Source organism: Candidatus Odyssella thessalonicensis L13 (genome assembly GCF_000190415.1).
GTDB lineage: Bacteria > Pseudomonadota > Alphaproteobacteria > Paracaedibacterales > Paracaedibacteraceae > Paracaedibacter > Paracaedibacter thessalonicensis.
In genome coordinates this window covers 37,377-63,421 of record NZ_AEWF01000006.1, presented here as the reverse complement: position 1 = coordinate 63,421, position 26,045 = coordinate 37,377, and the positions used below count along the sequence as shown (strand labels likewise).

At 44.0% G+C, this 26,045-nt stretch carries 26 protein-coding genes; 5 read left to right on the top strand and 21 right to left on the bottom strand.

Annotated features, from left to right (window positions below):
- Positions 1–273: 273 nt before the first annotated feature.
- The 3 genes from HMO_RS14675 to HMO_RS14670 all read right to left on the bottom strand — a co-directional run bounded on the left by HMO_RS14675 (position 274) and on the right by HMO_RS14670 (position 2,521).
- Complete coding sequence (locus HMO_RS14675) at positions 274–1,101, bottom strand: CDP-alcohol phosphatidyltransferase family protein (RefSeq protein WP_010302324.1); 828 nt, start codon at positions 1,099–1,101, stop codon at positions 274–276.
- A 1-nt stretch (position 1,102) separates the two neighbouring features.
- Positions 1,103–1,783 carry a phosphatidylserine decarboxylase gene (locus tag HMO_RS0110005; RefSeq protein WP_010302321.1) on the bottom strand — a complete coding sequence of 227 codons (681 nt, stop codon included), beginning with the start codon at positions 1,781–1,783 and terminating at the stop codon, positions 1,103–1,105.
- A gap of 207 nt (positions 1,784–1,990) precedes the next feature.
- Positions 1,991–2,521 carry an NUDIX hydrolase gene (locus HMO_RS14670; protein ID WP_010302317.1) on the bottom strand — a complete coding sequence of 177 codons (531 nt, stop codon included), beginning with the start codon at positions 2,519–2,521 and terminating at the stop codon, positions 1,991–1,993.
- 402 nt (positions 2,522–2,923) lie between these two features.
- On the opposite strand from HMO_RS14670, the gene HMO_RS0109995 reads away from it, so the two are divergent.
- On the top strand, positions 2,924–3,625 hold the full coding sequence (locus HMO_RS0109995) for a hypothetical protein (RefSeq protein WP_010302313.1): 702 nt from the start codon (positions 2,924–2,926) through the stop codon (positions 3,623–3,625).
- A 96-nt stretch (positions 3,626–3,721) separates the two neighbouring features.
- Here HMO_RS0109995 and HMO_RS0109990 read toward each other — a convergent pair whose 3' ends face one another.
- Positions 3,722–5,116 (bottom strand): adenylosuccinate synthetase, encoded by a 1,395-nt coding sequence (locus tag HMO_RS0109990; RefSeq protein WP_010302311.1) that lies wholly within the window; start codon positions 5,114–5,116, stop codon positions 3,722–3,724.
- Between the two features lie 167 nt (positions 5,117–5,283).
- The gene (locus HMO_RS0109985) at positions 5,284–5,670 is read right to left on the bottom strand and encodes a group III truncated hemoglobin (protein WP_010302309.1); all 387 of its coding nucleotides are present in this window, start codon (positions 5,668–5,670) and stop codon (positions 5,284–5,286) included.
- Between the two features lie 350 nt (positions 5,671–6,020).
- On the opposite strand from HMO_RS0109985, the gene HMO_RS0109970 reads away from it, so the two are divergent.
- Complete coding sequence (locus HMO_RS0109970) at positions 6,021–6,482, top strand: hypothetical protein (protein ID WP_010302303.1); 462 nt, start codon at positions 6,021–6,023, stop codon at positions 6,480–6,482.
- A gap of 64 nt (positions 6,483–6,546) precedes the next feature.
- On the opposite strand, the gene HMO_RS14665 is transcribed toward HMO_RS0109970, so the two are convergent.
- Positions 6,547–7,587, bottom strand: a complete 1,041-nt coding sequence (locus tag HMO_RS14665) for a COX15/CtaA family protein (protein ID WP_010302300.1) — start codon at positions 7,585–7,587, stop codon at positions 6,547–6,549.
- Positions 7,588–7,623: 36 nt separating this feature from the next.
- A complete protein-coding gene (locus tag HMO_RS0109960) occupies positions 7,624–7,821 on the bottom strand; it encodes a hypothetical protein (protein WP_010302297.1) in 198 nt (65 codons plus the stop codon).
- On the opposite strand from HMO_RS0109960, the gene HMO_RS0109955 reads away from it, so the two are divergent.
- Positions 7,820–8,410: a hypothetical protein gene (locus HMO_RS0109955; protein WP_010302294.1), complete on the top strand. Its 591-nt coding sequence runs from the start codon at positions 7,820–7,822 to the stop codon at positions 8,408–8,410. The two genes, HMO_RS0109960 and HMO_RS0109955, sit on opposite strands and share 2 nt — an antisense overlap.
- 278 nt (positions 8,411–8,688) lie before the next feature.
- Here the strand turns inward: HMO_RS0109955 and HMO_RS0109950 are convergent, their stop codons facing one another.
- From HMO_RS0109950 to HMO_RS14655, 10 genes are all read right to left on the bottom strand, one after another.
- Positions 8,689–9,759 (bottom strand): hypothetical protein, encoded by a 1,071-nt coding sequence (locus tag HMO_RS0109950; protein WP_010302291.1) that lies wholly within the window; start codon positions 9,757–9,759, stop codon positions 8,689–8,691.
- 184 nt (positions 9,760–9,943) lie between these two features.
- On the bottom strand, positions 9,944–10,699 hold the full coding sequence (locus tag HMO_RS0109945) for a hypothetical protein (RefSeq protein ID WP_010302287.1): 756 nt from the start codon (positions 10,697–10,699) through the stop codon (positions 9,944–9,946).
- 140 nt (positions 10,700–10,839) lie between these two features.
- Complete coding sequence (locus tag HMO_RS0109940; RefSeq protein WP_010302284.1) at positions 10,840–11,892, bottom strand: glycosyltransferase; 1,053 nt, start codon at positions 11,890–11,892, stop codon at positions 10,840–10,842.
- A gap of 10 nt (positions 11,893–11,902) precedes the next feature.
- On the bottom strand, positions 11,903–15,010 hold the full coding sequence (gene putA / locus HMO_RS14660) for a bifunctional proline dehydrogenase/L-glutamate gamma-semialdehyde dehydrogenase PutA (protein ID WP_010302283.1): 3,108 nt from the start codon (positions 15,008–15,010) through the stop codon (positions 11,903–11,905).
- A gap of 143 nt (positions 15,011–15,153) precedes the next feature.
- Positions 15,154–16,089, bottom strand: a complete 936-nt coding sequence (locus HMO_RS0109930) for a hypothetical protein (RefSeq protein ID WP_010302280.1) — start codon at positions 16,087–16,089, stop codon at positions 15,154–15,156.
- 301 nt (positions 16,090–16,390) lie between these two features.
- Positions 16,391–17,710, bottom strand: coding sequence for a hypothetical protein (locus HMO_RS0109925; protein ID WP_010302277.1), 1,320 nt, complete (start codon positions 17,708–17,710; stop codon positions 16,391–16,393).
- Positions 17,707–18,048 (bottom strand): hypothetical protein, encoded by a 342-nt coding sequence (locus HMO_RS0109920; RefSeq protein ID WP_010302274.1) that lies wholly within the window; start codon positions 18,046–18,048, stop codon positions 17,707–17,709. Before HMO_RS0109920 ends, HMO_RS0109925 begins: the two co-directional genes overlap by 4 nt.
- Before the next feature lie 540 nt (positions 18,049–18,588).
- Positions 18,589–18,948 carry a 50S ribosomal protein L20 gene (rplT, locus tag HMO_RS0109915; protein WP_010302273.1) on the bottom strand — a complete coding sequence of 120 codons (360 nt, stop codon included), beginning with the start codon at positions 18,946–18,948 and terminating at the stop codon, positions 18,589–18,591.
- An 18-nt stretch (positions 18,949–18,966) separates the two neighbouring features.
- Positions 18,967–19,164, bottom strand: coding sequence for a 50S ribosomal protein L35 (gene rpmI, locus HMO_RS0109910; RefSeq protein ID WP_010302271.1), 198 nt, complete (start codon positions 19,162–19,164; stop codon positions 18,967–18,969).
- 221 nt (positions 19,165–19,385) lie between these two features.
- Positions 19,386–19,841, bottom strand: coding sequence for an NUDIX domain-containing protein (locus HMO_RS14655; protein WP_010302269.1), 456 nt, complete (start codon positions 19,839–19,841; stop codon positions 19,386–19,388).
- Between the two features lie 66 nt (positions 19,842–19,907).
- Here HMO_RS14655 and HMO_RS0109900 point away from each other — a divergent pair, with 66 nt between their 5' ends.
- Positions 19,908–21,902, top strand: a complete 1,995-nt coding sequence (locus tag HMO_RS0109900) for a ComEC/Rec2 family competence protein (RefSeq protein WP_010302267.1) — start codon at positions 19,908–19,910, stop codon at positions 21,900–21,902.
- Positions 21,903–21,953: 51 nt separating this feature from the next.
- Here the strand turns inward: HMO_RS0109900 and HMO_RS0109895 are convergent, their stop codons facing one another.
- Complete coding sequence (locus tag HMO_RS0109895; protein WP_010302264.1) at positions 21,954–23,069, bottom strand: hypothetical protein; 1,116 nt, start codon at positions 23,067–23,069, stop codon at positions 21,954–21,956.
- Between the two features lie 85 nt (positions 23,070–23,154).
- Here HMO_RS0109895 and HMO_RS0109890 point away from each other — a divergent pair, with 85 nt between their 5' ends.
- The gene (locus tag HMO_RS0109890) at positions 23,155–24,381 is read left to right on the top strand and encodes a hypothetical protein (RefSeq protein WP_010302263.1); all 1,227 of its coding nucleotides are present in this window, start codon (positions 23,155–23,157) and stop codon (positions 24,379–24,381) included.
- A gap of 26 nt (positions 24,382–24,407) precedes the next feature.
- Here HMO_RS0109890 and HMO_RS14650 read toward each other — a convergent pair whose 3' ends face one another.
- The 3 genes from HMO_RS14650 to HMO_RS14645 are packed head-to-tail and all read right to left on the bottom strand — an operon-like array spanning position 24,408 to position 25,904.
- Positions 24,408–25,355 (bottom strand): HipA domain-containing protein, encoded by a 948-nt coding sequence (locus HMO_RS14650; protein ID WP_010302261.1) that lies wholly within the window; start codon positions 25,353–25,355, stop codon positions 24,408–24,410.
- Positions 25,355–25,675 (bottom strand): HipA N-terminal domain-containing protein, encoded by a 321-nt coding sequence (locus HMO_RS0109880; RefSeq protein ID WP_010302259.1) that lies wholly within the window; start codon positions 25,673–25,675, stop codon positions 25,355–25,357. The genes HMO_RS14650 and HMO_RS0109880 overlap by 1 nt, the downstream gene beginning before the upstream one ends.
- Positions 25,656–25,904: a helix-turn-helix transcriptional regulator gene (locus HMO_RS14645; protein ID WP_052572030.1), complete on the bottom strand. Its 249-nt coding sequence runs from the start codon at positions 25,902–25,904 to the stop codon at positions 25,656–25,658. The genes HMO_RS0109880 and HMO_RS14645 overlap by 20 nt, the downstream gene beginning before the upstream one ends.
- Positions 25,905–26,045: the final 141 nt, after the last annotated feature.

Below are 26,045 nucleotides of genomic sequence, written 5' to 3'. Positions count from 1 at the left end.
GCATTAACGCATTTAACGCTTCAGCAAGTCTTCTCCCTTCATTAGTGTAGATGATAAGCTTTCAGAATTGTAACGAGCATGTGAGAATGATAAAGGACTGGAAGGTTATGGAGCTGGCAATAGGTTGGGAATAAATAGGTTAAATTAGATTTGTCTCAATCGCAAAGCTTGCCTCACATATAATAGTGTGCTTGGACTAGCAGAAAGACTTCTTCAGAGCCTCAAGAAGAGGCCGTAAAGACAGTTAAGCTTTTAGGGTCTCCCCGTCTGCCCTTAGTCCTGCTTTTGCCCAATGTTTTTGTAGGCTTTTATGCTAAACGGTATGGTCATCAGATAGGCGAACATAACAATGGACAAAGTGATCCATGGCGTGGCAAAAAGGGCACCGGCTACAAAGGTCAGACCAACCAAAACAAAAGGGAAATACTTGCGCTCAATCTGCACCTTTTTAAAGGAAAACATTGGAATAACGCTGATAGCCAACGACCCTATTCCAAACAGAAACACAGCATTAATAAGAGCCGAGGACCATAAATTCCAGGATTGAAACTCAATATCTAACATGGTGGGGATCAGAGCCAAAATAGCAGCCGAGGGCGCATTACAGCCATTAAAGAAATTCTCAGCACCCACAGGCTCCCGCCCTTCAATGCTGATCGTATTAAAACGTGCAAGCCGGAGCGCAATGCAGACGCTAAAATAGAGACAAAACAGCCAACCAAGCCCTTGCCAGTCATGTAAGGATTTTAAGTAAATAACGATTGCTGGGCTGACACCAAAGCTAATAAAATCTGATAAGGAGTCGAGCTCTGCCCCAAAGCGGCTGGTGGCATTCAGCAGCCGGGCAAGACGCCCGTCCATGCCATCAAATAAGGCTGCGAGGAAAATAGCGCCTACAGCAAACTCCCAGCGTTCTTGCAAGGCAAAGCGCACCGCACTTAATCCCATGCACAAAGCCAAAATAGTCGCTAGATTGGGAAAAATAAGAGCGATGTTAACATTCGACATACGCTCTCGCGTCGCCCTAAACCGTTCAGGTAAGCGCTTTGATAGCAGAGGGATGGCTTTGACTTTTGGCCTTAGCTTTTTTGGCTCGTTCATCTTAACTAACAATTCCTGTACGCATTGATTCAGAAGAATTCAAATCAGCTAGAACTGTCTCACCGCCAATCATTCGCTGACCTAAGATGACCAAAGGCACGACCCCTTTGGGTAGATAGACATCAACGCGGCTGCCAAAGCGGATTAAGCCGTAAAGTTCGCCAGCTTTCATGTTTCTGCCTTCAGCGGTTTGGCAAAGGATGCGGCGGGCAATGAGGCCAGCAATTTGAGTGCAGGCAATCTTAATTTTGCCATTATTGATGACAATTGTTTGCCGCTCATTATCTTCGCTGGCTTTATCGAGAGAGGCATTAATGAACTTGCCTGGATGGTACATAATCTTCTCAATGGTCCCGGCAATTGGGGTGCGCTGCACATGCACATCAAAGACATTTAAGAAGATACTGACCCGAGTGAGCTTGTCCTCGCCTAAGTTATACTCAGCTGGCGGCACCACATCCGTAATAAGGCTGACTATTCCATCGGCCGGCGCAATAATTAAGCCGTCGCGGTCAGGAGTAACACGCTTGGGGATCCGAAAGAAATAAATGCACCATGCTGTTAAGATAAAGCCTATAACTCCTAAGGTATGAGAAAGGCAATATAGTAAAACAGATACAAAAGCAAATATGAGAACAAATTTTATACCATCCTTGTGGATGGGGGCAAACACGGACGTCATTGGAAACCATCTAATATGTTGATTTTATCATTACCCTGCCTGAAAAACGTAAAAAGATCAAGGGAACACATGCTTTTTACCCTCCAGAGTATGACAATTTAATATAAATTTGTCTATCTTGTGGGTTGAAAGTTGCACTTTAACAGTTAAGCATGCCGACACTGAAAATACTTAGGTAAGTCAGTATCACAATAAAGGAGTTACATTTTAAGAGTTATTAATTATGTGCCTAATATCTTCGGCAGTTAAGGCTGATATATCGAGGCTTTCAACGGCCTTCAACCAGGATTGTTGCTGATAAAAGCTTCTTAGGCTGTCCGGTAATACTTTAAAAAGTGAAACGTTATAGACAGGGAAAAATCCAGTCGCCAGATCCTTGGGTGTGATCCAGCGGCATATACCTTCACCTTCTCGCGGCGCCAGTGGCGGCCGAGAGGCTAAAGCGCCCGTGCTTAAGGTGAACGTGATAACTTCATAAGGGCCATCATAAGCAGTAAATACGGGGATCAGCTGAGATGCGCTTAATTCAACGCCTGTTTCCTCCTGAGTTTCTCGGATCGCTGCCTGATAAAAGTCGTCACCAATTTCTAGTTTACCGCCGGGCATCCCAAAAGCTGTCGGATCATTTTTGCGAGCTGTCGCTAAAATATAACCATTAGCATCAAAGATCAGGACACAAGAAGCAAACTTTTGGGAAACATCGGTCTTAACTTTTTTTGCAGCAGTTTCTAAAGTCATCTTTTAGCCTATCTTTTCAATTTTATTCTTAAAATGGCCACTGCGGACAGCGGTATAATGGTTACGCGTGAGCAACTGTCTAGCATAGTAAATCTCAAAGTTCAACTCTTAGCAAGACTAGCAGTGATAATAACTTAAGAAGAGGGTAAGATAGAGTTTGTTAAAATGTCTTAAGAAAAAAAACTGTTGTTAAAATTAAATTTCAATATAAATAATATTTTTGAAACAAAATTATTAAGGTTGTAAGATATTTGGTAACTGCCCTTGCTTTTATTCTTACCTTAAATATAGTGTCAAATGGAGTGCTATGTTTGCTTCCTTTTCTGTTTTTTATTTTTCTCCAACATATCGCTCCCTTTAAAAGCCTTGCAAATAAACAATAAATTATGGAGACAACTAAATATGGCTAGGAAGAAAATACTTTCAATTTTTGCTGCAACAGCGACTTTTCTATTATCGGGAATATCTGAAGGAAATGCGGCTATCTTTAAATGCTTCCATAGGCAAGATAGCTCAACTGAAGTCCGTAATCCTGTATTTGGGATGTTCACTCCCCAAGAGGATATCCAGGGCAATAAGTACGGTTATCAAAGTTTAGACGACGGGATTAGCTCCTTGAGATTTGAAGCCCCGGAGCAGCCAGAAGGTCAGTTTAGAAGCTGGTATCGTCATGCACTGGAGTGCAAAAATCACGTAACAAGAGTAGCTATCCAAGGCAATAAGCACAGCTATCAACCTTTGGTCGATAAAGATATCTATGCTTCGCAGCGTAAATCAGAACACGGTTTTAGAAACTGGGTCTATAAGCTGGCCCAAGGAAAGTATGCTAAGAAGCTTGATCTTCTGGCTGGTTCTGAATATGACCTTTCAACAGCAGAGCTTTGGGGATCAAACGAAAGCACCCTAACCAGCGGCCGTTCTGAATTTACTGATATTCCCCACGATCCAAATAAACTTATTGATTCTTCTTATAATGCTGTTCCTGTGTCTCCCGATTATCCACGCTTTTTAAAGTTTGTTCGGCAAGGCAATAGTGAGATTGTAAGTAAGAAAGAAATGGGCCTAAAAGCTTTAATGGACTGCCCCGTCCAAAGTGAAGAATAAAGCAGTCTGATTGCTTCTTCAGTTATGTCTCTGGTTATCTGATGGTTGAGCATTAAAAATGCTCCACCCTCAATAACAGAGATTTTTTTAACGATTTTAGGTGGGAAGTTTCAGGGTAAAGGGGGATTGCCGGATCACTGCATCTTCAGTTTTGGGCCCGGTGGAGATAATGATAACAGGCAGCTGTGTCTCTTGCTCTAGAAACTTAACAAATATACGATAATTATGATCCAGATCCTGGTAAATCTTGACTCCTTTCGATCCTTTCCATCCTTTAAATTCTTTATAGATCGGCTTCAACCGGGCGCGGTGGCTGATATCTAAGGGTAAAGTATCTATCCTGAGCCCATCAATTTTATACCCTGTGCAAACCTTGATGGTCTCAAAGCCATCTAAATCTTCGCCCTGCGTTAAAATCAGGCCATTGATACCATTGACGCGAATCAGTTGTTTGAGTGCTACCAGATCAAGCCAGCCATAAGCAGAATTGCCTGCTTCAGCTCTAGAGACTGCTGTCGTGGCGGCGATAATCTTCTGGCCTGACTGCTCATCCATTGTGGTGGAAAAGCTGGAGACAGAGGAAGCTATGGTATAAGGGCGAATAATGCCAATTACCACCTTATTTTTTAAGCTGATGCCTAAACTGCTGTCTGCAGTAAAAGCGCCCTCAGTCGTGAGAGAAGTTGACAAGGCAGGGGGAGAGGGGAGTATGCCTTCCACCAGAAAAGGTTGCTGCTCCTTGTGAAGGGTGTTAATTGCAGCAGAGATATCGGTAATATAGGGGGCAACTATAGGAGCCCAAGATTTTAGATCACAAAGGAGTGCTTGTTCAGAAATTTCCGGAAGCTGCGCGTTATGGCGGAGAATGTTATGATATTTAATGAGGGCTTTAAGTTTTTGCTGTAAATGCTCAAGGTTTTCCGGTTGATTGAGATCGATAAGGTCACCGGCACAAATGGCTCGATGGCAAATCGTGTCAGCGCGAACCAGGTCCATTACGCTTGCCTCTGCGTGATGGGGAGCAACAAGGCTCTTAAGGGGCAAGGGATCTAAATAAAATGGTAAAATGAGAGGTGTGGTCGCGGAGATTTTTAAATTACCAGAGGTGACTTTGATCCCTAAATCGTGCAAGGCGCGAAGTTCAGTCCCGAGGCGTTCGGGCTCAAAGGCCGCCTCAGCGCCGACAATACATAGCTTATCAGGCTTAGCAATAATAGGAGCAATAATCTGGAGCGGTAGTTCTTTACCTTTGAGGATAAGAATACGGCGGCTATCAACTGCACTATTAAATCGGCACACCGCCTTCGGGATAGTGTTGATAGCTATTTTACTGTTCTCAGTCAGTAATCGCGTAATTTTATCCTGAGAGCCATTATCAGGATAGCTGCTTATAAGAATAACGGAGCTAGGGAGGAGAGTTTTCCCAAAAGCACCTGCTGAACTCAGGCTGGCTAATATGCAGGTGGCAAAAGAGATAACCTTGGCTGTCATAATTTATTCCTTAAAAACTATAAAAAGTCTGGCCTAGTTATATGGTCCACAAATACGGCGCATTAGCAAGAAAATAGTGTATATTTCCCTAAATGTTGTCCTATTAACTCCGCGTCCTGCAAATTGAATTGATATGGGTAAGGAGACACTTTCACCTCAGCAATTAGCTAGCTTCCTTGTTGCCAAAAGCTTATTCCTTGGCGCAAGCTCTGTGCAATCCGTTGGCTACGTGTAATAAATCCTATGGCAATGTCGGGAGGAAAGATTTCCTGGGCTGTTTCTTCAAATAATTCCAGCCATCGATCAAATAACTGCGGATCAAAAGGCGTAAGCTGCAGGTGCTTTTGGAATGGATTACCTTGATACCGTTTGCTAGAAAGCATAATGGACGACCAGAAATCACACATTTTTTGTAGATGCGATAACCAGTGTTCTTTATCCTCCCCAATAACTTGGGAAAAAATAGGACCTAAATGTTCATCAGTTCGTACCTTGCTATAAAAGGTATGGACTAGCTCTTTAATAGATTCCTCTGTAATAGGCGCCTGCTGCATATATGATCTCCCTCAAAAAGCGGTTTGCCGTTAGGGGGTCGTGCCATTAAGAATATTATCGGCATGCCCATTAAAGACATAAGATTCTTCCAGAAGCAACCCTAGTAAATGAGCTCTATCTCACCATAAGAAATTGCTATCCATGTCTGCTGGCTTTAAAGATGCCATTCCTCATACTAGCGTTAAGGTGAAAATTTATAACATTAATCCTGTGATCAATCCCCGCCTTACTGTTAAATATATATATAGGGATCGCTTTTGATAGGGTGCATCATGTTCAATAACCCAATTTTTATAATCCTTGCCGCTGTCGAGCGATATGCTATCATCTTTAAAGAAAGGCTGCAGAAATGAAAGCACTTGTTCAAAAGTTACTCTTTAGCCGGGCGACCAAGGCATTATGTGCTATTTATCTAGTTTGGGCAGGTTTGATCTTGGGCGTTTCCTTCATTGCCACTCCGGTTAAGTTTCAAGCGCCTCATTTGAGTTTGGCGGTCGCCTTAGAGGTCGGCAAAGTAACCTTTCATCTATTTAATAAGCTAGAATGGATGCTTTTGGGGTGGAGCCTGTTTCTCACCAAGTTATCAGCTGCCCGAGGAATGCCTTGGCGAACCAATTTGATACTGCTTGGGTTGCTTTTCGGGCAAACATTTTGGCTGCTGCCAGCCTTGGATCAGCGATTAGAAGTTATCGTTAATGGCGGGGAGGTGGATCCTTCTTATTATCATTGGGGGTATGTTGGCGCCGAAGTTACAAAGCTCCTTCTATTGTTCAGAAGTGCCTGGAGTATGCTGCAGCAGCGAACTGAATAAACAAATTTATCTCAGAAGCGAGGGGCAAGAGCGATCGCCCTCACTCTTGCCAGTTAATTTATGCTTACTCATAAGCGCGACGATTGAGATTATAGATAATTAGAAGAAGTAAACTGAGAACAACGACTGCGGTTCCTTGATGCAGCGTTCCCAGGCTCACCGGCACCTGATGCAGAAGGGTTAATATTCCTAAAGTGAATTGAAAGATAATTGCGACAATCATCAGCTTTGCCGTATCTTTGACAACCTTTCCATAATTGAAGCGCAGTATCTGGATCATGGAAGTCGTCACTAATATAACTGTTATCAGTGCCAGAGTTCGGTGAGTCCATTGTACTGTTGCGGCATTTTCAAGGAAGTTTAACCAAACTGGTGAGAGGTGAGCCCACTCATAAGGGATCAGCTCTCCCCCCATCAACGGGTAAGTATTATACATTAGTCCTGCTTTGAGACCGGCAACAAAGCCCCCATAAATCATGGTCAAGAGCGCCATGAGAGCCGATAAATGGACAAGCATTTTTCCTGACTTTTTAGAGTCTTGAGGAATTTTCTCACGCGGATATAAGGATCTTAAGCCTGCAAAGAAAATTAAGCTAAAGAGAAGGAGTGCTAAAAAAAGGTGAGCCGTGAGACGGTAATGGCTGACACTGGGATTTTTGACTAAGCCACTTTTGACCATGTACCATCCCATAAACCCCTGAGCAAGGCCGAGGACCGCTACCACTAGTGAGAGCTTTTTTAAGCGAGAAGATAGCTGGCCGCGGGCCCAGAAATAAGCGAGGGGGATAAAGAAAAACAACCCAATTAAGCGCCCAAGTAACCGATGGGCGTATTCCATAAAATAGATAAATTTAAACTCGGCTAAGCTCATCCCTTGATTAACTAATTGATATTCTGGGAATTGCTGGTATTTAGCAAACTCTTCCAGCCAAGCGGTCTGGGTTAAGGGCGGAAGGATGCCGACAATAGGCTTCCATTCGACAATTGATAAGCCGGAATGGGTTAAACGGGTGGCTCCCCCCAGCATGATCATTAACCAGATTAAGAAACAAGAACCAAATAACCAGAAGACAATGCCTGGGTTACTCTTAGTTTGACCGGTCATTAAACCCTCAACAATTTAAAATGTTATTAAAAACAGTTATAGCTTGCTCGTACGGTTCTTCCAAATAATTTTATTCATCAGACACTCTAGCTGAAGAATATGACAGCGTTCAATACTCCCTTCGAAAAGTATCTGCTTTTCATTAATTGTCGCTGCTCCTTTGGGCGTCCCTTGCATCAATGTGGGGGATAATGGTATATTAATTTTACACAGAAAGCCGGAGTTTTTTCTCATGAAAATTATTTTAGCCGCTGCCTCTATTTTATCGAGCACAATGGCCGCAACGCTTGCGATTAAGGGGCCCTTGACCGAAAAATCTTCTTATCATCTCCATGAGGCATTCGTTCAAAACAGCGGGGCTAAAGTCAATGGGACTCCGTATCAAGGTTATGAGGTGGCTCTTGGCTATATTTCCAATGTCGCCCCCCAAGACATCGACTATATGACAAAATTTATAAATGGGTGGCTGCAGCAACAGGCCCAGAAAACGCGCTTGGTGAAGTTTAGTATTGATCGGGCTGAAGCCAATGCTAGGCAAGTTGTCATCACCGGCGATTACATGACCAATGACTTTTATCAGTTACGGTATAAGCTCCAAGATGCTCTCAAATCTGCAACTCCTCCCAGTGGTCGTCGCTATACCTTGGATCTGAATAACAATGGGGTCGCGGTCCCCTCAATTTATGTGGGCGAGATTAGTGGCTTTACTCCTAACCAGGTTAAACGCAGGATCAATCGTCGCATCGAGCAATCCCACATTATTCATAATGATCCTTATTTTGAGGTGGAGATGAATAACTTGCAGGTTCACCAAACTAAATAACTCAGAACCGTCATATCGCTAAGATCGAAGTTGAAAGCTTTAATAATGCTAACGCTGATTGTGCGTCAAGCTTGCTATCTTCAGTTCTCAGTGCTCCGATTTTGTTAGCAAAAATCTTAAGCGAATAGGGGCTTGTTGGTGTAGAGGCCGAATTTAACTGGAAAGATAGGCGGCTTCCACAATTCATAGAAAGCTCAGGTCATGGTCTCGCCAATAGATTATAAAAAGATAGCGCTTAAATAAGGGCTCTCTTTTTATTTGGCTATAACCCGACTGACTTAATAGCGACGAGGCGAGTTTTGGAAAGAGGATTGTCCCCCCATATAACTGGCGCCATAAGTTGGCATGGTGCCGCGCAGGGAAGTGCCGACACTTGCTTGCCCCTGCGCCATGACAGTTTTAAATTTTACATAACACGGGGCTTTATCAATGGTATGATCATATCCTAGTGCTTGATTTAGAACTTGTTGCGCCCCCGGATTCCCACCCATCTTTTCGAAAACGGCTCTCCAGCAGAATATTGCTGCTTTAACCGCATTAGAGCCTCTGCCGAGTCCAGAAAGATGAGCAAACTTATTAATACAGAACCCATTATTGTGGCTATTAAAGCAATCCTCGCCAAAGCTATGAATTTCCCCGGCGCTTAATGGGGAGGGTTGGCCAGGATGCTCCGCATTAAGCATACCGCGTAGGTATTCAGCCTTCTGATCTAGACTCATTCCCATTGTGCCGCTTTGCTGAGGATATCCGGGTTGGCCGTACCTTCCTTGAGATTGACCATAAGGGGTAGGCATACCTTGCTGATCGCCATAGGAGGGCGTTACCATACCGCCTAATAAAGCAGCTTCGCCTTGTTTGTAAACTTTATAAGCTAAAGTTGATTCAGGATAAACATTAAATGCGAACGCCTTATTGGCGGTCGTCTCATAGGTTTGTCTAAAAACGTTACTTGCTTTCTGAAAGGCCGCGAACCAAAGCATAACTGCCGCACAGCCAGGGCTTTGTCCTTTGAAGTTTTGGTCGTTAATTGCTTTAGTAAACTTGCTAAAATAATTTATCCCTTCAGAATAATTTCGGGCTTGATACAGACCGCTTGCAAATTGATCGACTTGTTGGGCGCTTAAATTAAGGGCGCCACTTTCAATTTGCGATAATATGGCGCCAGCTTGACCTTCAAGATCGCCCATCAATGGTGCCGGCGCGGGAGCATAGCCACTATACTGCATAGCAGCCACAGAGGAGATGCCCTGGTTGGCTATAATTGCGCTCAGCAGACAGATTAAACTAAAACTTTTAAATTTGTACTGATTTAAACTGCACGCATTAAAAAATTGGCGCGTATTGGTCATAGTATCCCCCCGTATGATAGGTGACTTTACAATAATTTTATTGAAGTCCCATTTCTACACATGGGCTGATATTATCTTAGACAATTAAATAAACCGTTAAATTATCGCTAAATTATGAGGATAGATAACGCTGTAGGCATTAAACCAGAGAGCAAATAACTCAGGATATTTCTCCTCTGGATGCCTATACGCTTTTTAAAGTCAGCTGGAACAAATTACCCTCGCGCAATTTTGCATAAAGCCTTTTATAATTTCTTTCACTGGATTCAAAGAAATCTTCTGCATGAGCTGGAAGCGGATCAGGTAAGCTTGCAACAAACTCTTTACCGCTCGGGGTAAGGTCTAAACTATAAAGTAGGCCACGGATAGCGGGGTTCCAATCGATGGTATTTATTGAATCAATTCGCCAGCCGGCAACGACATAGCCAATTAAAAACTGGCCAACAAATTTATCGATACAAGCGCTCTTTCCAATTTTCTCCCCAAAAGAGGCCTCACAGAACTCATATTTCTCAAAGTCACCATAACTCTCATAACTATTATATGACGGATCATAGCGCGTTCCCTTGGCCTTAATAACTTGACCTACCGGTTGTTTGAGAAGGGAACTCATAAAAGCCGTATTTAAATATTGATAACAAATTGATTTATTCTGAGGAGTGATAAACCGACAAGCGAAAGAGAAGTATTCTGCGTACTGCAGAATATCAATAGCTTTTAGAGCTTCTGGCGAGAGCTGACCATAATGAGGTAAACCAAATAAATGGTAGGTTTGAGTGGATGTAATTAGGCGGCCATTATCAAGGGCGATCGCCTCCTGGTTACGGCAAAGACTTGGTTCCGGTGTACCCGTTTCACAATTTATTTCCATTGCTACACTGGCTAAGTTATTAATCATGATAAAGGGTAAAATGTTTCTGATAAAATTAGCTAACAGCATATTCTCTCCTGGCAATAATCGCATCATTTATGGAATAAGAACTACCGATTCCAAATAAATGTTAGCACATATAAAAAATTTTACTTAAATTTTTTGTAAATCAGTGAAGCTACGAGGATTAGTGGTAGTCTTAAGTTTGCTTATCTGCTAGATAAGCTTTTTATTGTTGCTAAGGCGTCAACCATCTGCTGAGAGATTGTGGGTAAGTCATAATTTTTAACCGTCTGAAAACCGTTTTCAACCATCTGCTGGCGTTGACGATCAGAATAGCTAAGAGCTTTCATAAGGGCGGCTGCGAGATCTTCCGGATGGCTATGGTGGCATAGGATTGCATTTTGGCCGTCAATCAGGAATTCTAAGGGGCCGGAAGTGCGCGTGGCGGCCATAGGGACTCCGAAAGCAAGGGTGTCCAGGGCAATAATTCCAAAAGGTTCCTCCCGAGAAGGTAAACAGAACAGGTCGAGCTGCTGATAAAAGGCTCTTTTATCATGGATCCATCCGGGAAAGGTGAGGGTGCCTTCTAAACCAAGATTGCGCGCCAGCGTTTTTAAATGAGCCTCTTCATCACCGCCGCCACCGAGAATGGCGGTCATATTGATACCTGCTTCTTTTAAAATCTTCACAGCCCGGATAAAGTCCTCAAATCCTTTCTTCTTCACAAACCGTCCCATAGTCCCGATGGTGAAGGGCGGGGTTAAGGAAGGACGCTCAACTGGGCTATAATGAGTCAAGTCAATCATATTGGGAATATGAAAAGCTTTTTGGGGAGGAAAGCCGCGGCCAAGAATATGACTTTCCAGAATCGACCGGGAGACACTGATAACCGCATCGGCCTTCAAGAGATATTTAACACTAAAGTTATGACAAAATCCTACAATTTGAGCACCGTTTATGCCGAACAGAGATTTGGCACGAAGGACCATTTTAAGCGGACGGTTGCCATGACATAAAATGAGATCGGGTTTAAAAGTCTGAATCATTTTGTGAAGGCGATAAATGGCAAGGGGATCCCAATCAGCAAACTGACGAAGCTGCTGCACCGGAAAAGTCAGCTGACTCGCAACCGTAGACTGTTGATCAATAATACATAGCTGTTCAAAGGGTGAAAAATTATTTACAGCATAGGCGGAATTGACAAAGGCTTGTTCAATGCCGCCCCGGCCCCGACTAAGCATTAAATTGATAATTCTCATGATGCCTCTGTTAGTTGATACTGGCCAATAGACTAGCATTACCGCCAGCAGCGGTGGTATCTTGGGTGTACGTGCGCTCCTGCACAAAGCGTGTCAGATAATGGGGGCCGCCGGCTTTGGGGCCCGTTCCCGATAATCCTTCACCTCCAAAAGGCTGCGCTCCGACTACAGCACCGATGATACTGCGATTGATATAAAGATTTCCGACCTGCGCTTGCTGTCGCACTAAGGCAACCGTTTCCTCAATACGGCTATGAACTCCCAAGGTTAAACCAAAGCCTTTAGCATTAATTTGTTCAATGACTTGCGGCAGCTCAGCAAATTTATAGGTCACAATGTGCAAGATCGGACCAAATACTTCTTTAGTGAGCAAGCTGGCATCAGTTAGCAACCAAGCTTGGGGTGAGACAAAAGCCCCTTCAGATTCAGGGACCGAGGCTTGGGCAATCAGGGTAGCATTGTCTTTAAGCCAGTCACTGTAAGTTAACAATTCTTTCTGAGCATTTTTATCAATAACACAGCCAATATCTGTGGTGACGTATCGCGGGTGACCGAGCTGAAGCTCAGCTAAGGCGCCTTTTAACATGTCAATGGTCTTAGCAGCCACGTCTTCTTGAATATAAAGCAGGCGCAGCGCCGAGCACCGTTGTCCGGCACTTTGGAAGGCAGAGATGATAATATCGCGTACCACTTGTTCCGTTAACGCCGAGGAGTCGACAATCATCGCATTAATGCCACCCGTCTCGGCAATCAGCGGAGCAATGGCACAGCGTCTGGCCGCTAAAGTTTGATTAATGGTCCATGCGACATCAGTGGAGCCTGTAAAGGCCACGCCGGCAATCCTTTCATCGCGTAAAAGAACCTCGCCAATAAGGCGACCAGGCGCCGGAGCGAAGTGTAAAACCTCCCGAGGAATGCCCGCTTCATAAGCGAGTTCTATAGCTCTGCGTGCTACAGTCGGGGTTTGCTGGGCAGGTTTGGCGATAACTGTATTACCGGTGACTAAGGCGGCCGTGACTTGGCCTAAAAAGATCGCCAAGGGAAAGTTCCACGGACTAATGCAGGCAATAACACCGCGACCATGCAAGCTTAATTCATTACGCTCGCCCGTGGGGCCCGGCAAAGGTAAAGCTTGTCCCATCAGCTGTCGCGCTTGCTGAGCATAGTAATAGCAGAAGTCGATGGCTTCGCGGATTTCTGCTATGGCGTCGGTATAGGTTTTTCCACCTTCATATACTAAGAGGGCAATAAATTCATCGTAAGCTGCTGCAAGCTTATCACCTAATCTTTCAATAATATCAGCTCGCTGCGTTGGGGGTGTGGTCGTCCAAGCCTTGAACGCTGCTGTTGCTTGCTCTAAAGCTGCTTTTAAGTCCGCCTCCTTAAGCTGGGGCGTCTGAGAGACAATGTGCGACGGGTCCGCTGGATCGCTGAGGGTTAACACTGTGCTGTCTTCCGCAACAGAGGCGCCTTCAATATGATTTAAAAGGGGGAATTGGGCGGAGAAATCGTTCACATAACTTTGTAAACGTTGTAGTTCTTCCATGTTATCCAGATCTAAGCCAAAAGAGTTGCGCCGGGTAGGCTGGAACAGATTTGTAGGAAGCGGGATCACAGGATTGTGATGGTCGGTTTGAGTCGTGGCAAGCTGAAGCGGATTCATCAGTAAAGCCTCCATAGAAGTTTCTGGGTCATAAATCTTATTTACAAAGGAACTATTCGCTCCGTTCTCGAGCAGTCGACGAACCAGATAAGCCAGTAAATCTTTATGTTCGCCCACCGGGGCATAAATGCGGCAGGGAATTTCTAAAGCGACAACTTGCTCATGCAGCTTCTCTCCCATTCCATGCAAGCGCTGAAATTCAAAGCCGGCATTATGGCGCTTCGCATAGTCAATAATTGTTGCCGCCGTATAAGCATTGTGGGTCGCAAATTGCGAATAGATGCCCGTGGTGTCCCGTAACATAGCATCGGCGCAGGCCATATAGCTCAGATCCGTATTGACTTTGCGGGTAAACACTGGATAATCACTCACGCCTCGCTCTTGGGCGCGTTTAATCTCTGTATCCCAATACGCACCCTTAACTAATCGGACGCAAAAACGGCGCTGATGGGCTTTGGCCGTCTCAGATAAGAATTCAATAACCTGGCGTGCCCGTTTTTGATAAGCTTGAACCGCTAAGCCCAGCCCATCCCAATCTTGAAGAGCCGGTTCTTTGGCTAGCTGCTCAACTAATTCGAGCGAGATCTCAAGGCGTTCTGATTCTTCAGCGTCAATTGTTAACGCGATTCCTGAAGCCTTGGCATTTTGGCACAGCTCAAGGATATGTGGATAGAGTTCTTTAAAGATGCGGTCACGGTGGGCCAGCTCATAGCGAGGATGGAGGGCTGATAATTTGACAGAGATACTGGGCTGTCCATAAATGTCCTCATTATTCTTATGGTTCGCAATTGCTTTAATAGCCTCAGCGTATGCATGGAAATAACGTTCGGCGTCTTGCGTTGTCTTGGCACCTTCTCCTAGCATGTCATAGGAATGACGGTAGCCGCGGCGCTCGGCGGCTTGGGCTCTTTTAAGCGCATTGTCGATGGTCTCTCCCAATACAAACTGCTGCCCGAGAAGCTTCATCGCTTGGCCGATGGCGGCTCTGATAACCGGCTCAGACAGCTTGCGGGTCACAGATCCTAAAGCATTTTTAAAGCCGTCCTCATTTAATCCCCACTTTAAAAGGCCGCCTGTGGTCGCCAGCCCTAGGGTGGCGAGGTTGACAAAGTTAGAGCGAGCTTTGCCCATATGCTCTCCCCAGGCGACCGAGCCCACTTTGTCGCGAATGAGGGCAGCTTGGGCGTCAGCGTCTGGAATTCTAAGATATGCTTCCGCTAAACACATAAGAGCAAGCCCCTCACGGCTCCCCAGATCATAGGTTTGCAAGAAATTCTCAATGCTCATTGGTTTTAGTTTTTGGGCCCGCACCGCGGTTATAAAAGCTTCAGCTTGCAAATGGATCGCTTCGTGATTGTTGGGCAGTTGCCCTAGATAATTCAGAAGCTCGGCAACCACTTCAGTTTCATTTTTACGATAATATGGATTTAGACGTGGTGATAAAGCAGCTACCATCTAAACCTTCCCCCTGTTAGATATGCTTTATGATCACCATATCATGAGGGCCAATCAAGGAGAAAGAAGTGTTTTTAACTGGAGAAGAATTTGCTTCTTCTCCTTGTTAACACTAAGTCTACTCGTCGCTGTGTCTCAGCTTTTTATTCTGCATCTGTTGGCGTTGCTAATGCTGGCAGCGGAATAGCAATTTTAGGCTGCGTCCCCGTTAAGAAGGTAACGGTGCCAAGCCAAGGCGCTACCTTAAGAGCATCCATGGGTAGGCGGATAACCGTTTTATTGTCTCTCTTCAGATCGGTCACGGCGACTTCTGGGCTAATCACATGGGAGCCCAACATAGCTTGCGGTTGAGTGACAACAACTTCAGCCTGATCAATATGGATGACTTCTCTTCCTAACGGCGAGCGGACCAGCATGTCACTCATAACTTTAAGAGGAGCAGTCACCATAAGAGTTTTAGTCTTGTCAAGCTCAAGCATACCCCGCGCTGCAAAGGAATGAAGAAGCAGGGCTAATCCTTTGTATTTTGGCGAGGGCGGCACCACTTTACGATACGCTGCAATGATATCATTGACATTATGCTCCCTGAACACGCCAGCTTCATTGGCAATGTCATGAGCTTCGTCACTGAGTAAGCTTAAAGGGGATCTAAAAATTCCCATATGCGTTACAATCGGCAGCCCAGGCGAGGTAATAACTGTAACACAGATCTCAATCCGTGCCATTTTCATAAACCCTGTGGCTTTGGGATTGCGTGTTGCATAGGCAATCCAGACTTGAGCCCCATTTTCTTGGTAAGCATTAAGGGAGTTCTGGAAGCCCTTCAAAGCTTGAGCATAATCGATACGGTGCTCCGTTTCTAACCCTACATTGCTTGCGATGCGCAACATGGCATTCCGGTAAAGTTGCCAAAACTTAAAATTACTTGGAGTTACTCTTTCCATAATAAAGTATAATCCTTTACTTTCATCGTACTCAAAATAGTCATCGCGCTTGGAAGAGCGGCGATCGGAGGCGTGAAGTAACGAGGTGAACAAGATAACGAGTAGCATCAAGAAGAGGGGGGATTTTCTGCGCATGGCAACCTCACTAATGTTATTAAGCTAGGGAATAAAATAGGAACCAAAGGTTAATTTTTGGTAAATTTATCTATCGCGAGTAGCTTAACTATCACTAAGGGAGATGAATAAAATCATCTCCTTAATTCTTGCTAAAAACTTATTTTAATAAAAGTTGTTTGAAAAGCGCAAAGACATATAAATGCTATGGAATGACGGAGGGAAGAGATCATATTCTCCTTTTTTTATATTCCAGAACTCTGCATCGGTTGGAAAGCGTTCTCTAAATTCTTCTCCAACGCCAAACTGCGTAAAAATTTCATCAAGGGTGCCAAAAGATAGCTTCCTCCAAGGTTGTTGGAACACTTTTCCCTCTCAGATAAGACTTCATAAAGCTGCCATAATTTAGCAAACTATTATTATCTTCGCCGTAAAAGCTTCGTGTCATCGGAGCAATTTTTAGCAACGTGTCAAAATCTAAAACGTCCAGAGTCGCCAGCTTAAGTTCTTTAAGAATACTAGCTAAGGCTAGTAGCAATCCAAAGCGCTCAATAAGAGTTAAACTATGGTGGGCTTTTTCGCTTTTATCTTTTTTAATAGCTAACCAGAAATGATTTGCTGCTTGCTGGAAGGCTGCCTCTGGTTGGGCTGTCGCTTGCTCAGCTGAGTCTCCAATATAGCGAGCTAAGACTGCTTGCATGGCGGCGTCAATACTATAGTTAGGGTTAAATAAGTAGCTAATGGCAAACCAGCTCATAATTGCTGGTCCTTGGGACCAGGTGGGAATATGCAGCTGCACATACTCGCAGATCCGAGTCAGCGTTTCATGCTGATGCGGCAGATAACCTTGCCATTCATAACCAATTGTGGTCGGGAGGAGGCGGGAGTCAGAGCGCTTTAGCGTTGTGTCGATTATCTCTGTTTCTAATTGCGTCAATGTTTCAAAATTATCTCGGTTTTCCAGCCAGTGTTGCAAGTGTGAGCGGTTTAGCTTGAGCTCATGTTCGCTTAATAGACGCGATAGACGCTTATGAACAGTGAACCAGCTGCTGACAGAGCGCTGCCAGCTCTTAAGTGTCCTCTGTAAATACTCTGACTTAGAAGAAGCTTCTGCCATTAATTGCTGCTGAACAAACTCTGCTGCATGCTGATATACGTCAACAGCCAGAGGGGCTAAGAATGGCAGGTCATGACAGTCTTCAGTATCAGTCAGGGCCGCCTTAATGAAGGGGGTGTTAACAGGTAAAACGAATTGCTCAAAAAGGCTAAAAAAGTGGTGGTTATGGTTGGGACTATAACTCCATCCCAAATTGCTAAATAGTTCCTCAATAGCTTCAGCGGTAATGAGGGTGCCATTAAGCGTCACTTCTTGAAAAGTACCTTCCTTAAACTGACTAAAAGTGGTTGACCAGTATCCTGGGGCTTTGATTTCTTGGTCTACAAGCTCGCGAATATTATCTTGGGCTGCATCGAATAGGATGACTTTACCTTTGAAAATTGGATTTTTGGCCTTAAAGATTGCTACATGACCGTTATCCACAAAAACAGTAGTATCTGCCTCATATTCAAGCTGATCAATTACAAATAAATCATTTAAAGGACCACCATAAATACGGTCGGCTATCTTGTGGATAGGTGTCAAAAAATATAGGGGGATTGGCTATGGCCTTGGCCCCGCTGCATACTGCTGCTGATAGCAATACCTGAAATATAGATCACGCCTCCCATGGCAATATTGGGAACAAGGGAACCCAGGCAATGGTGCAACGTTATCTGACCCCGTGCTGCTTTCTCAAAGGGAATGATTTTAGATCCTCTCAAGGATCCCGCATATTTAATATTGTTGTCAGCGGCAACGGAGGAGACATGCACTAAACAACCATGGTTAAGAAAGTCGGTAAGCTCAATTCTATCGTAACTCCAACTTAATTGCTGATTGATTAGATAGATCAGAAAAGTAAAATTAGGTAATCTCCACATTTTAAACTCCTAATTACTTTATTATTAATTTAAGTTACTGAAAATATACCATTCAGATTATCTATTTTTATCAGATGTAAGGCAATTAGTATTCACCTTTTAAAGAAGTTTTGTGCTGATAATCTGTTTCCTATAACCCTTCCATGTGTATAAAAGATGCCTTTATGAGAGGGTTGCTGTCAAAAGTTTAGGTTTCCTTACGTTTATATAATGAGCTATAACTGACTCAATTTGTAAAAGGATTGATGTTTTCACGCAGTTTTAAGTTTGCTTGCCAGTTTAGGCATTTTTAGCACAGAGAAGGGATTCTGGCTTAGCTATCTTTATGTCTTATTCAAGAATTTTTAAATTTACTGACTACGACACAATAATAAAAAATAATCCAGATAAGTCTTCACAGTTGCAGCGTATTTCACTTCTGAGTAAAAAAAGTCTTGTGTATTGTTGCCTGTTAGAGTATTGCTAGCGTGGATAGAGGATATAAATAAAGGGAAGATATTATCTTCCCTTTCCTAATTCCTAATAACAATAAGTCTAACTTTATTTAGCTAGAGTCTTTTGCACTGTCTCAACAATGCTCTTGAATGTTTCAGGATAAGACATAGCTAAGCCAGCGAGAATCTTACGATCCACATTGATGCCTGCTTTAATTAACCCACCCATGAAGGTTGAATAATTCAAACCATATTCACGGACACCAGCATTAATGCGCTGAATCCACAAGGCGCGGAAATTACGTTTTTTAACACGACGATCCCGGTAAGCATATTGCAAACCTTTTTCGACGCGTTGAATTGCTGGACGGAAACAAGTACTGCTGCGGCCCCGGTAGCCCTTGGCCATCTTAATAATTTTTTTGTGACGAGCGTGTGTCGTAACGCCTCTTTTAACGCGTGCCATAATGTGTTCTCCCTAAAATTAGACGTGGAAATAAAAGGTACGAACTTTTTTGGCGAAGCTTTCGCTCATAATCGCTGTGCCGCGAGCATTACGAATGAACTTATTTGAACGCTTACGCATACCGTGACGCTTACCAGCCTGGCCCATCTTGACCTTACCAGAGGCTGTGAGCTTGAAACGCTTTTTAGCGCTGCTCTTTGTTTTCATCTTGGGCATTTTGTACTCTCTTATGATTAAGGTTAACTATTTGTGTTTCGGCATGCCCGACAAGGTTTGCTCATTAAACTGCAAGGTTGTCATCGCCTGGACACAATTTATCCCGATCAATCGGGTATCTTTAATTTGTAGCGTATTTGCAGTCTAAAAGGAAGAATTTTTTTAATGTTATCACATCTTTAATCGTCTGTGTTTGAAGCCAGCATTGCCTGACACCCAATCTATAGGGAGGTGGTCCCCTCTCTATAGTTAAGGCATTGTAAAGGGGCGCCCGCAGCAATATGGTCCAGGGCAACAGTCAAATAGTGAATCGTATTGGCAGGTGGGCTTTTTAGATCGATCCACTCCCAGTCTCCTAGTTTTTCAGGTTCACGATTTTCGATCTCCCCTTGCCACTGTCGACTGACGAAAAAGAAATCAATATTAGTGCGGCCTTGCTGACGGTACATGATAAGGGATAACTCAAGATGGTCAGCGCAGACAGTAATTCCTGCTTCCTCGTAAGCCTCGCGGATAATTGCTACCTCTGGGGTTTCACCTTTTTCAACATGACCAGAAATCAGACCATAATGATTGTTCATCCACGGCGTGTTCTTGCGTACTCCCAGAACAGTTTTATTATCCTTTAAGAGGACTAAGTAAACAGAGGGCACAATGGTGAAACGTTCTAGTGTCATGGATTCCTCTTACGCTTGCAAGGTTGTCGTGATAGATTAGCACAAACAAAAATAGGAAACAATTCGATGGCCAGTTCTATCAAAGACTTAGTTCTCCAGGAAACCAGTCGGCTTTTTTTATGGTTTCCCGCGGGAATGGGGCTAGGGATTATGGTCTATCTCTCCTTGGCAACTGAACCACCGTTATGGGTCACCCTGTTCATATTGCTTCTAAGCGGGCTGGCGTGGAATTGGAGTCGCCACTTTAATGTCGCTAGGTTGCCTGCTGGAATTGCCTTAAGTATTAGCTTAGGAGCCGCCGCCATTCATTCCAAGACTTGGTATTTAACCCATATTACAGGTGTACAGCCCCTGTCTGGCAAAATTAAGGGCGAATTTTCTGGCATAATTACGAATGTTGAATATCGTAAAGATCGGCAACGGTGGTGGGTTGCCCTGCAAGATGGTCGCCTTGTTCGCCTAAGCGATAATGGCAAAGTGCCGTTGGCTGTGGGCTATAAAATTCGCTTCCGTTCAACTTTATTGCCGTTCTCACCGCCTGTATTAGAAGATGGATATGATTTTGGTCGGGCGGCCTTTTTTAAGGGCCTTTCTGCTACCGGTCGCATGAATGAGGTTGTTATCCTAGACTCAACTTCCTCCGCCTCAGATTTTATTCATGCGGCGCGCTCTCAGATTACTCAGGCCCTATTTAAGGCGCTTCCGGGGGAAGCAGGGGCCATTGCTGCCGCCTTAGTCACTGGGGAGAGAGGACAAATCCCGGAAAGGGTCCGCCAAGCTTATGCAGATGCTGGTATTGCCCATGTGCTGGCAATCTCAGGGTTGCATTTAAGTATGATTGCAGGGCTGATCTTTATGATTTTTCGCCGTGGCTTAAGCTTGAGCATGAGGCTGGCTGAGCACTATAATCTGAAAAAAATCGCGAGCATTATAACTTTCCCGTTTCTTATCGGGTATCTATTCCTGTCGGGTCTAGGCGTGCCTGCGATGCGGGCCTTTGTGATGGTGGCAATTGTTCTTTTGGGGATCCTGGTCGATCGTAAGGCAATATCAATGCGAACGTTGGCTCTGGCCGCCATTGTCATCTTGCTTATACAACCGGAGAATTTATTGTCGGCCAGCTTTGCTTTATCCTTTGCTGCCGTTATGGCGTTGATTGCCGCTTACGAGAGTGGATGGGCCCCCCTTAAAGAGTGGGCCTATCAGGGGCGAGGTTGGCGCCATATTGTGGTCTATTTAAGCGGCATTGTGGCCTCGACGGTGATTGCGACGTTGGCAACGCTGCCCATTACCCTGTATATCTTTAATCGCATTTCTTTGCAGGCAATTTTAGGTAACTTGTGTGCCATCCCCTTAATGGGATTTGTCATTATGCCTCTGCTTCTGCTCGGGGTCATTAGCTTAATTTTTGGTCAGGCGAGTATCCTGTTTTCTATTCTAGGACAGGCGATTAAGCTGATGACTAAGGTTGCGACTTGGACAGCCACCTTACCGGGGGCAGCTATTCAGTTAGCTAAGCCTCCAGAAGCTTTTATCTGGCTTATCGCCTTTGGAGGACTATGGCTGTGCCTGTGGCGGACCAAAATTCGGTTCCTGGGCATATTGCCGTGCGTTGTTGCGGTTGCTTTTTTGTGGGTTAAGCCATCCTCTTTTATATGGGTGTCGTCAGAAGCATTAATATATTGGTATGATGGTAAGACGCTGTCGACTTTTGCTAATGTCCGCCATAATAGTTTTGCTGAAGAGATCCTTTTAAGACAGTTAGGACTCAAGCAATTAGAGATGGTGCCGGGAGAGACCACACAACTGCAAATTGCCAATAAGACTATTGTTCTGCTTAATGAACGCTTCTCCTTTGCCAAGCATGCACAGCTTTGTCAGCAAGCGCAAATTATCGTCTCTAGCCGTTATGTGCCGATCTCTTATGAAGATCGAGTGGATATCATTCTTGATCGCTCCTACCTTGCAAGGGGGCAGGGGGCTTTGCTTCGCTTAAGCGAGACTGCGGCCCCGGAATTATATTCCCCTCCTCAACGGCCTTGGCATCCGGCCCCTGGTTGAGCTCTAAGCTGCGCGTTGCTTGGGAAGTAAGAGTTGGTGTTTCAGAGTAGATCAGCCAACAAATTCTCCATCTTCAGCGGCAATTTGTAACTGATTGTTAAGCCAGTTATTGAATCTGTTGCCCAGATATAAGCCTTGCTTGACCACGATGTTCGCAATATTAAGTGCTTGCGTCCTGTAATCCTCTACGCCTTTGCGCGCGACCGCACCCATGACTGACGAGGCAGCTAACGGAATAGCGACAGCAAGCAGTTGACTTTGTTCTGGTCCCTCTTCTAGGGCCGTTAACTTGGCTGTGATCAGGGAAGTAACTGTTGGAACCAAAATAATTGCTGCATTTGTTGCCATAACTTTAGTTGCAATCCAAGTTGAACTTTGTCCATAATTTGTTAGATGCTGATCATATAACGCAGCAATCCGTGCCGGCTTTGACGAGGGACGAGCCACGAGCCAATCTGCTAATACTGGCGCTGAGGCAATACCTGGACAAGTTGTTAACACCAGCTGCCCTAAATCATTTAAGCTGTATGCGTTTTGATTTTGATAGCTCAAGCCGATACCCTGAAGAAACTGAGTGGTATCTTCTAACGTGCCCTGGAAAAAGTGGAAGTCTGAACTGCCGGATAAGACAGAAAATAAGCCTCTAATGGCCTGATCTGTCTTTTCTAAAGTTGGTCTCACACACCCTACAACTTTTCCCGCAGCTGTTCCCACCATACCTGAAAAGATATTTTCCATAAGCAGGCGCATAAAGGTCGGGCTTTGCCAGGGTTTAAATACACCACCTGATTCTTTTATTTGGTTCAGCTCTTTAATAAAATTCTTTTTGTCGCGTGCAGATATCTCTTTATCCTTTAAAACAGCACTGACAAACTTACGAACGCGCTCGCTGTCGGCTTCACTGATTGTCTTCACGGGGATTTCTTGCTGATTAATAATCTGAGATTTGTCGTCTTGATAGGTGATAACAATCATATCCACCAAAGGCCGCGCTAAAGGCTGGTCAGAATATTCTCTATTCTCCTCAGGCAGTTGTTCTAAGGTTACTTTGGGCTTATACTTCTCAATGACCTTAGATTTGATTTTTCCTTCACCAAAGTTAGCTCCCTGTGTCGCTGGCACTTCAGAGATTAATAGTAAAATAGAGAAAAATATTTTTAAATTCATCACAATATCCTTGAATTTATAAAACAGAGAAACCATACAGTATAATGTAAGTAAATTTCTAATATTTGGTTAAGGGGGAACGAAATTGAGAAAATTTTTCTTTTTGGTACTTTGCTTGAAGCAATTAACAGCGCAGGAACCTGGCTTTCAATCACCATTGAATGAAATGCCTAGTGAAATTATAGCTAAGATTCATACGCATCTCGATGAAGCATCCTGCATCAAACTTGCGGCTACCTGCACTTATCAACAGGACTGCTGGACAGAAAACAGGCCTCACGTGTTTAAACTACACTACCCCTTTATTAGTTATGCAGGAAGTCTGGACCTATCGGTTGTCCATCCCTACCTTCAAGCTATCAATGCCCTCAGAAATCAGATTCACGTCACAATAAAAGATGCCCAAAAAGACCCCAAAGGCACCGATTCTTTATTCACTCCGACACTAAATTTTGTTGGCAGCATTTTTTATTCTATATTTGGAGCTATCCTCCCCGCTCATCCCGAACCTGAGGCGGTAGCCATTTTGAAAAAGACACGTGAATTGGCAGCCAAATCCCAAGACTTCTCTTTTTCTTATTTGGAAACAAACCTTGGTTACTTAAAAACTTTTAAAGAACTTATAAGTCAGCTTCCTGAGTTTTCTTCACAGTTGCCACAGTTGAAAAATCAGGATCAATCTCAGGGGGTGCTTTTACAATTAATTGCTAGCTATAAAAGCCAGAATACGCCGAACCAATTAAATAATATTCATGAATTTCTCGATAAAGCTTCATGGGGGCAAGATAAGGGCAAAGCTGAACCTATCCTTACCTATATGAAAGGACGAAAGAGGGATCTATTTTTAGCCTATCATTTGTACTACCTACTCTCCGATCGATCTGCCAGCCAGAATTTAAGTGTTGAAGAGCGTTTTGAGGCAATTGATTTTTGGGGACGCCATGGAAATATGTACTGCCAGTTAGCTATTTATGCTCTAATTGATCTCCCTATAATTTCTACTCTCTCGCAGTTTGCTCAACAGCGTCTTGAGGAAGATGCGCTGCAAGGAAAAACACCTGCCCTATTTATCAGGAATAGCTTTTATTATAAAGATGCTTTTAGTACCCAGACTCTGACCCTGAATAAGCTTATAGAGCTGGCTCTAAGCGGCTCTTTAGAGGGACAACAACAGTTATGTGATATGTTGTGTGCCCAAAGAATAGATAAAGAGAAGTTTCTTCAACTGAACCAAGATTTTTGCCGCTTGAATATGTTAACTATGGGCAAGTTCTTTAAGGAGCATTATCTCTCATCGCAGCATCAGGCTTAGTTTCCTATACAAACTTATAAATATAGCTAGAAAACGACTTGGCTACGGCTGGCAACTAGCTCTTGGTAAGCAGTTATAAAGGGGGCAGGCAAGAAACTTATGCGAATGAGATGCTGCCAATGGTCCAGCTGCTGCTCCATATCCTTTAAAATGGAAGTTACCGTATTACGGTGAAGTCCTAGCCGTTGTTGGCCAAAATAGTCAATGAAATCATGGCGTATTATTTTATTTTTCTTGCCGTTTATCGGCAGCGCAATTTCTTCAATAGCTCCATTCTGCATCGCCACTGTTGTATTGAGTAAATCATACGCTGGCGACAGAGAAATGATATTATCTACGGTAATTAAGGAAAAATTCTTAAGGTGCATATCCTCGTTTCCCACCAAGAAATTGAAGAGAGTTAGTCTAAAAAGCTTTTCCTTTTCAAGGGCAGGAAAAGTACAGAACTCCTCTATAATCTTGGCAACTTTTTCCATGGTGCTGCGATATTTAGTGTCACGAGTGGCGCCCGACAGCTGAGCAAAATCTTCCACTGGCAGCTTATGCTTGAGCGGTGATTTCAGCGAGGGACGATCAAAGCGGCGGATCCAATAACTCAATGATCCGTCTTTGCAATAAATTAGGCCATGCAGGGGGACATCAATTCCCACCGTTGCGGCCAGGCGCATGGTTAAATCTTCATTTTCTGGCAGATGCGGCCACATAAAATTCTGGGGCTTAATTATAAAGGTGCCGCCAAGCTCAGTAATTTCAAATTGTTGTTTTTTGCTGTTGAGGGTCGCACTAATTTTAGGTTGGACGCCCTGAATGGAGAGTTTTGCCGCCATCATCTTGGCTTGTTCTAGTTGTTCAGCTTGCGAATAGGGAAAAGGTGCTAAATCCGTTAGTTGGCGTGATAAAAGGCGAAGGCCTTTTTGGCTATAAGAATCTTCTTCCTTACTCAGCTCCTCATAAGTGATAGGGCAGCGGCGCATTAAGGAGCCTCCGGCAGAGGATGGGCGGTTACAGCACCTATTAAGTCTTCACCGACGATGGCTAATTGTGCCATATAATCATGCTGATCAATCTTGCGCTGGCGTAACAGGGCTTCTAGCTGAATCCCTTCAGGCAGCAGTCCATCAAAGAAGGCCGGGAAAGTGGTAAAAGTGTAGGGCGAGGTCTGAAGGGGCAGCGTTAAAGATATTTTAGGACCGTTATAATCAGGCAAATAACAAAATTGATAGCCTTTGCTATCGTCGAGTTCTGTTAAAATGCCGCAAGGAGTCCCTTGATACTTAATCAGTAAGTTTCGCATCAACGTTTGCCTTTAATAAAGGATGATCAATTCCCATTCTCACGTTCAAGATTTGTAACACCTTTAGCAGCGTGTCGAGCTGATAGGTTTCTTTGCCTTTTTCAATGGCTTGGATGGCTGTCCGGCTCAATCCCGCCCGTAAAGCAAGATCACCTTGACTTAGGCGAGTTTGCTTGCGCAGAAGCTTAAGTTGTTGGCCCAAAGATTGGGTGTCTGTAATGTAGAACATTTTGAGTGCTATAGAAGTCATTTAGCGCTTTATAAAATGATTTTGTCAGAAATAAGAAAGTAAAACAAGAGAAATGATTTCCTTAAAAATCATTTCCGCTTATTTTAAAGAGTTTTGTTCCTCTTTGCACGGATAGAAAAG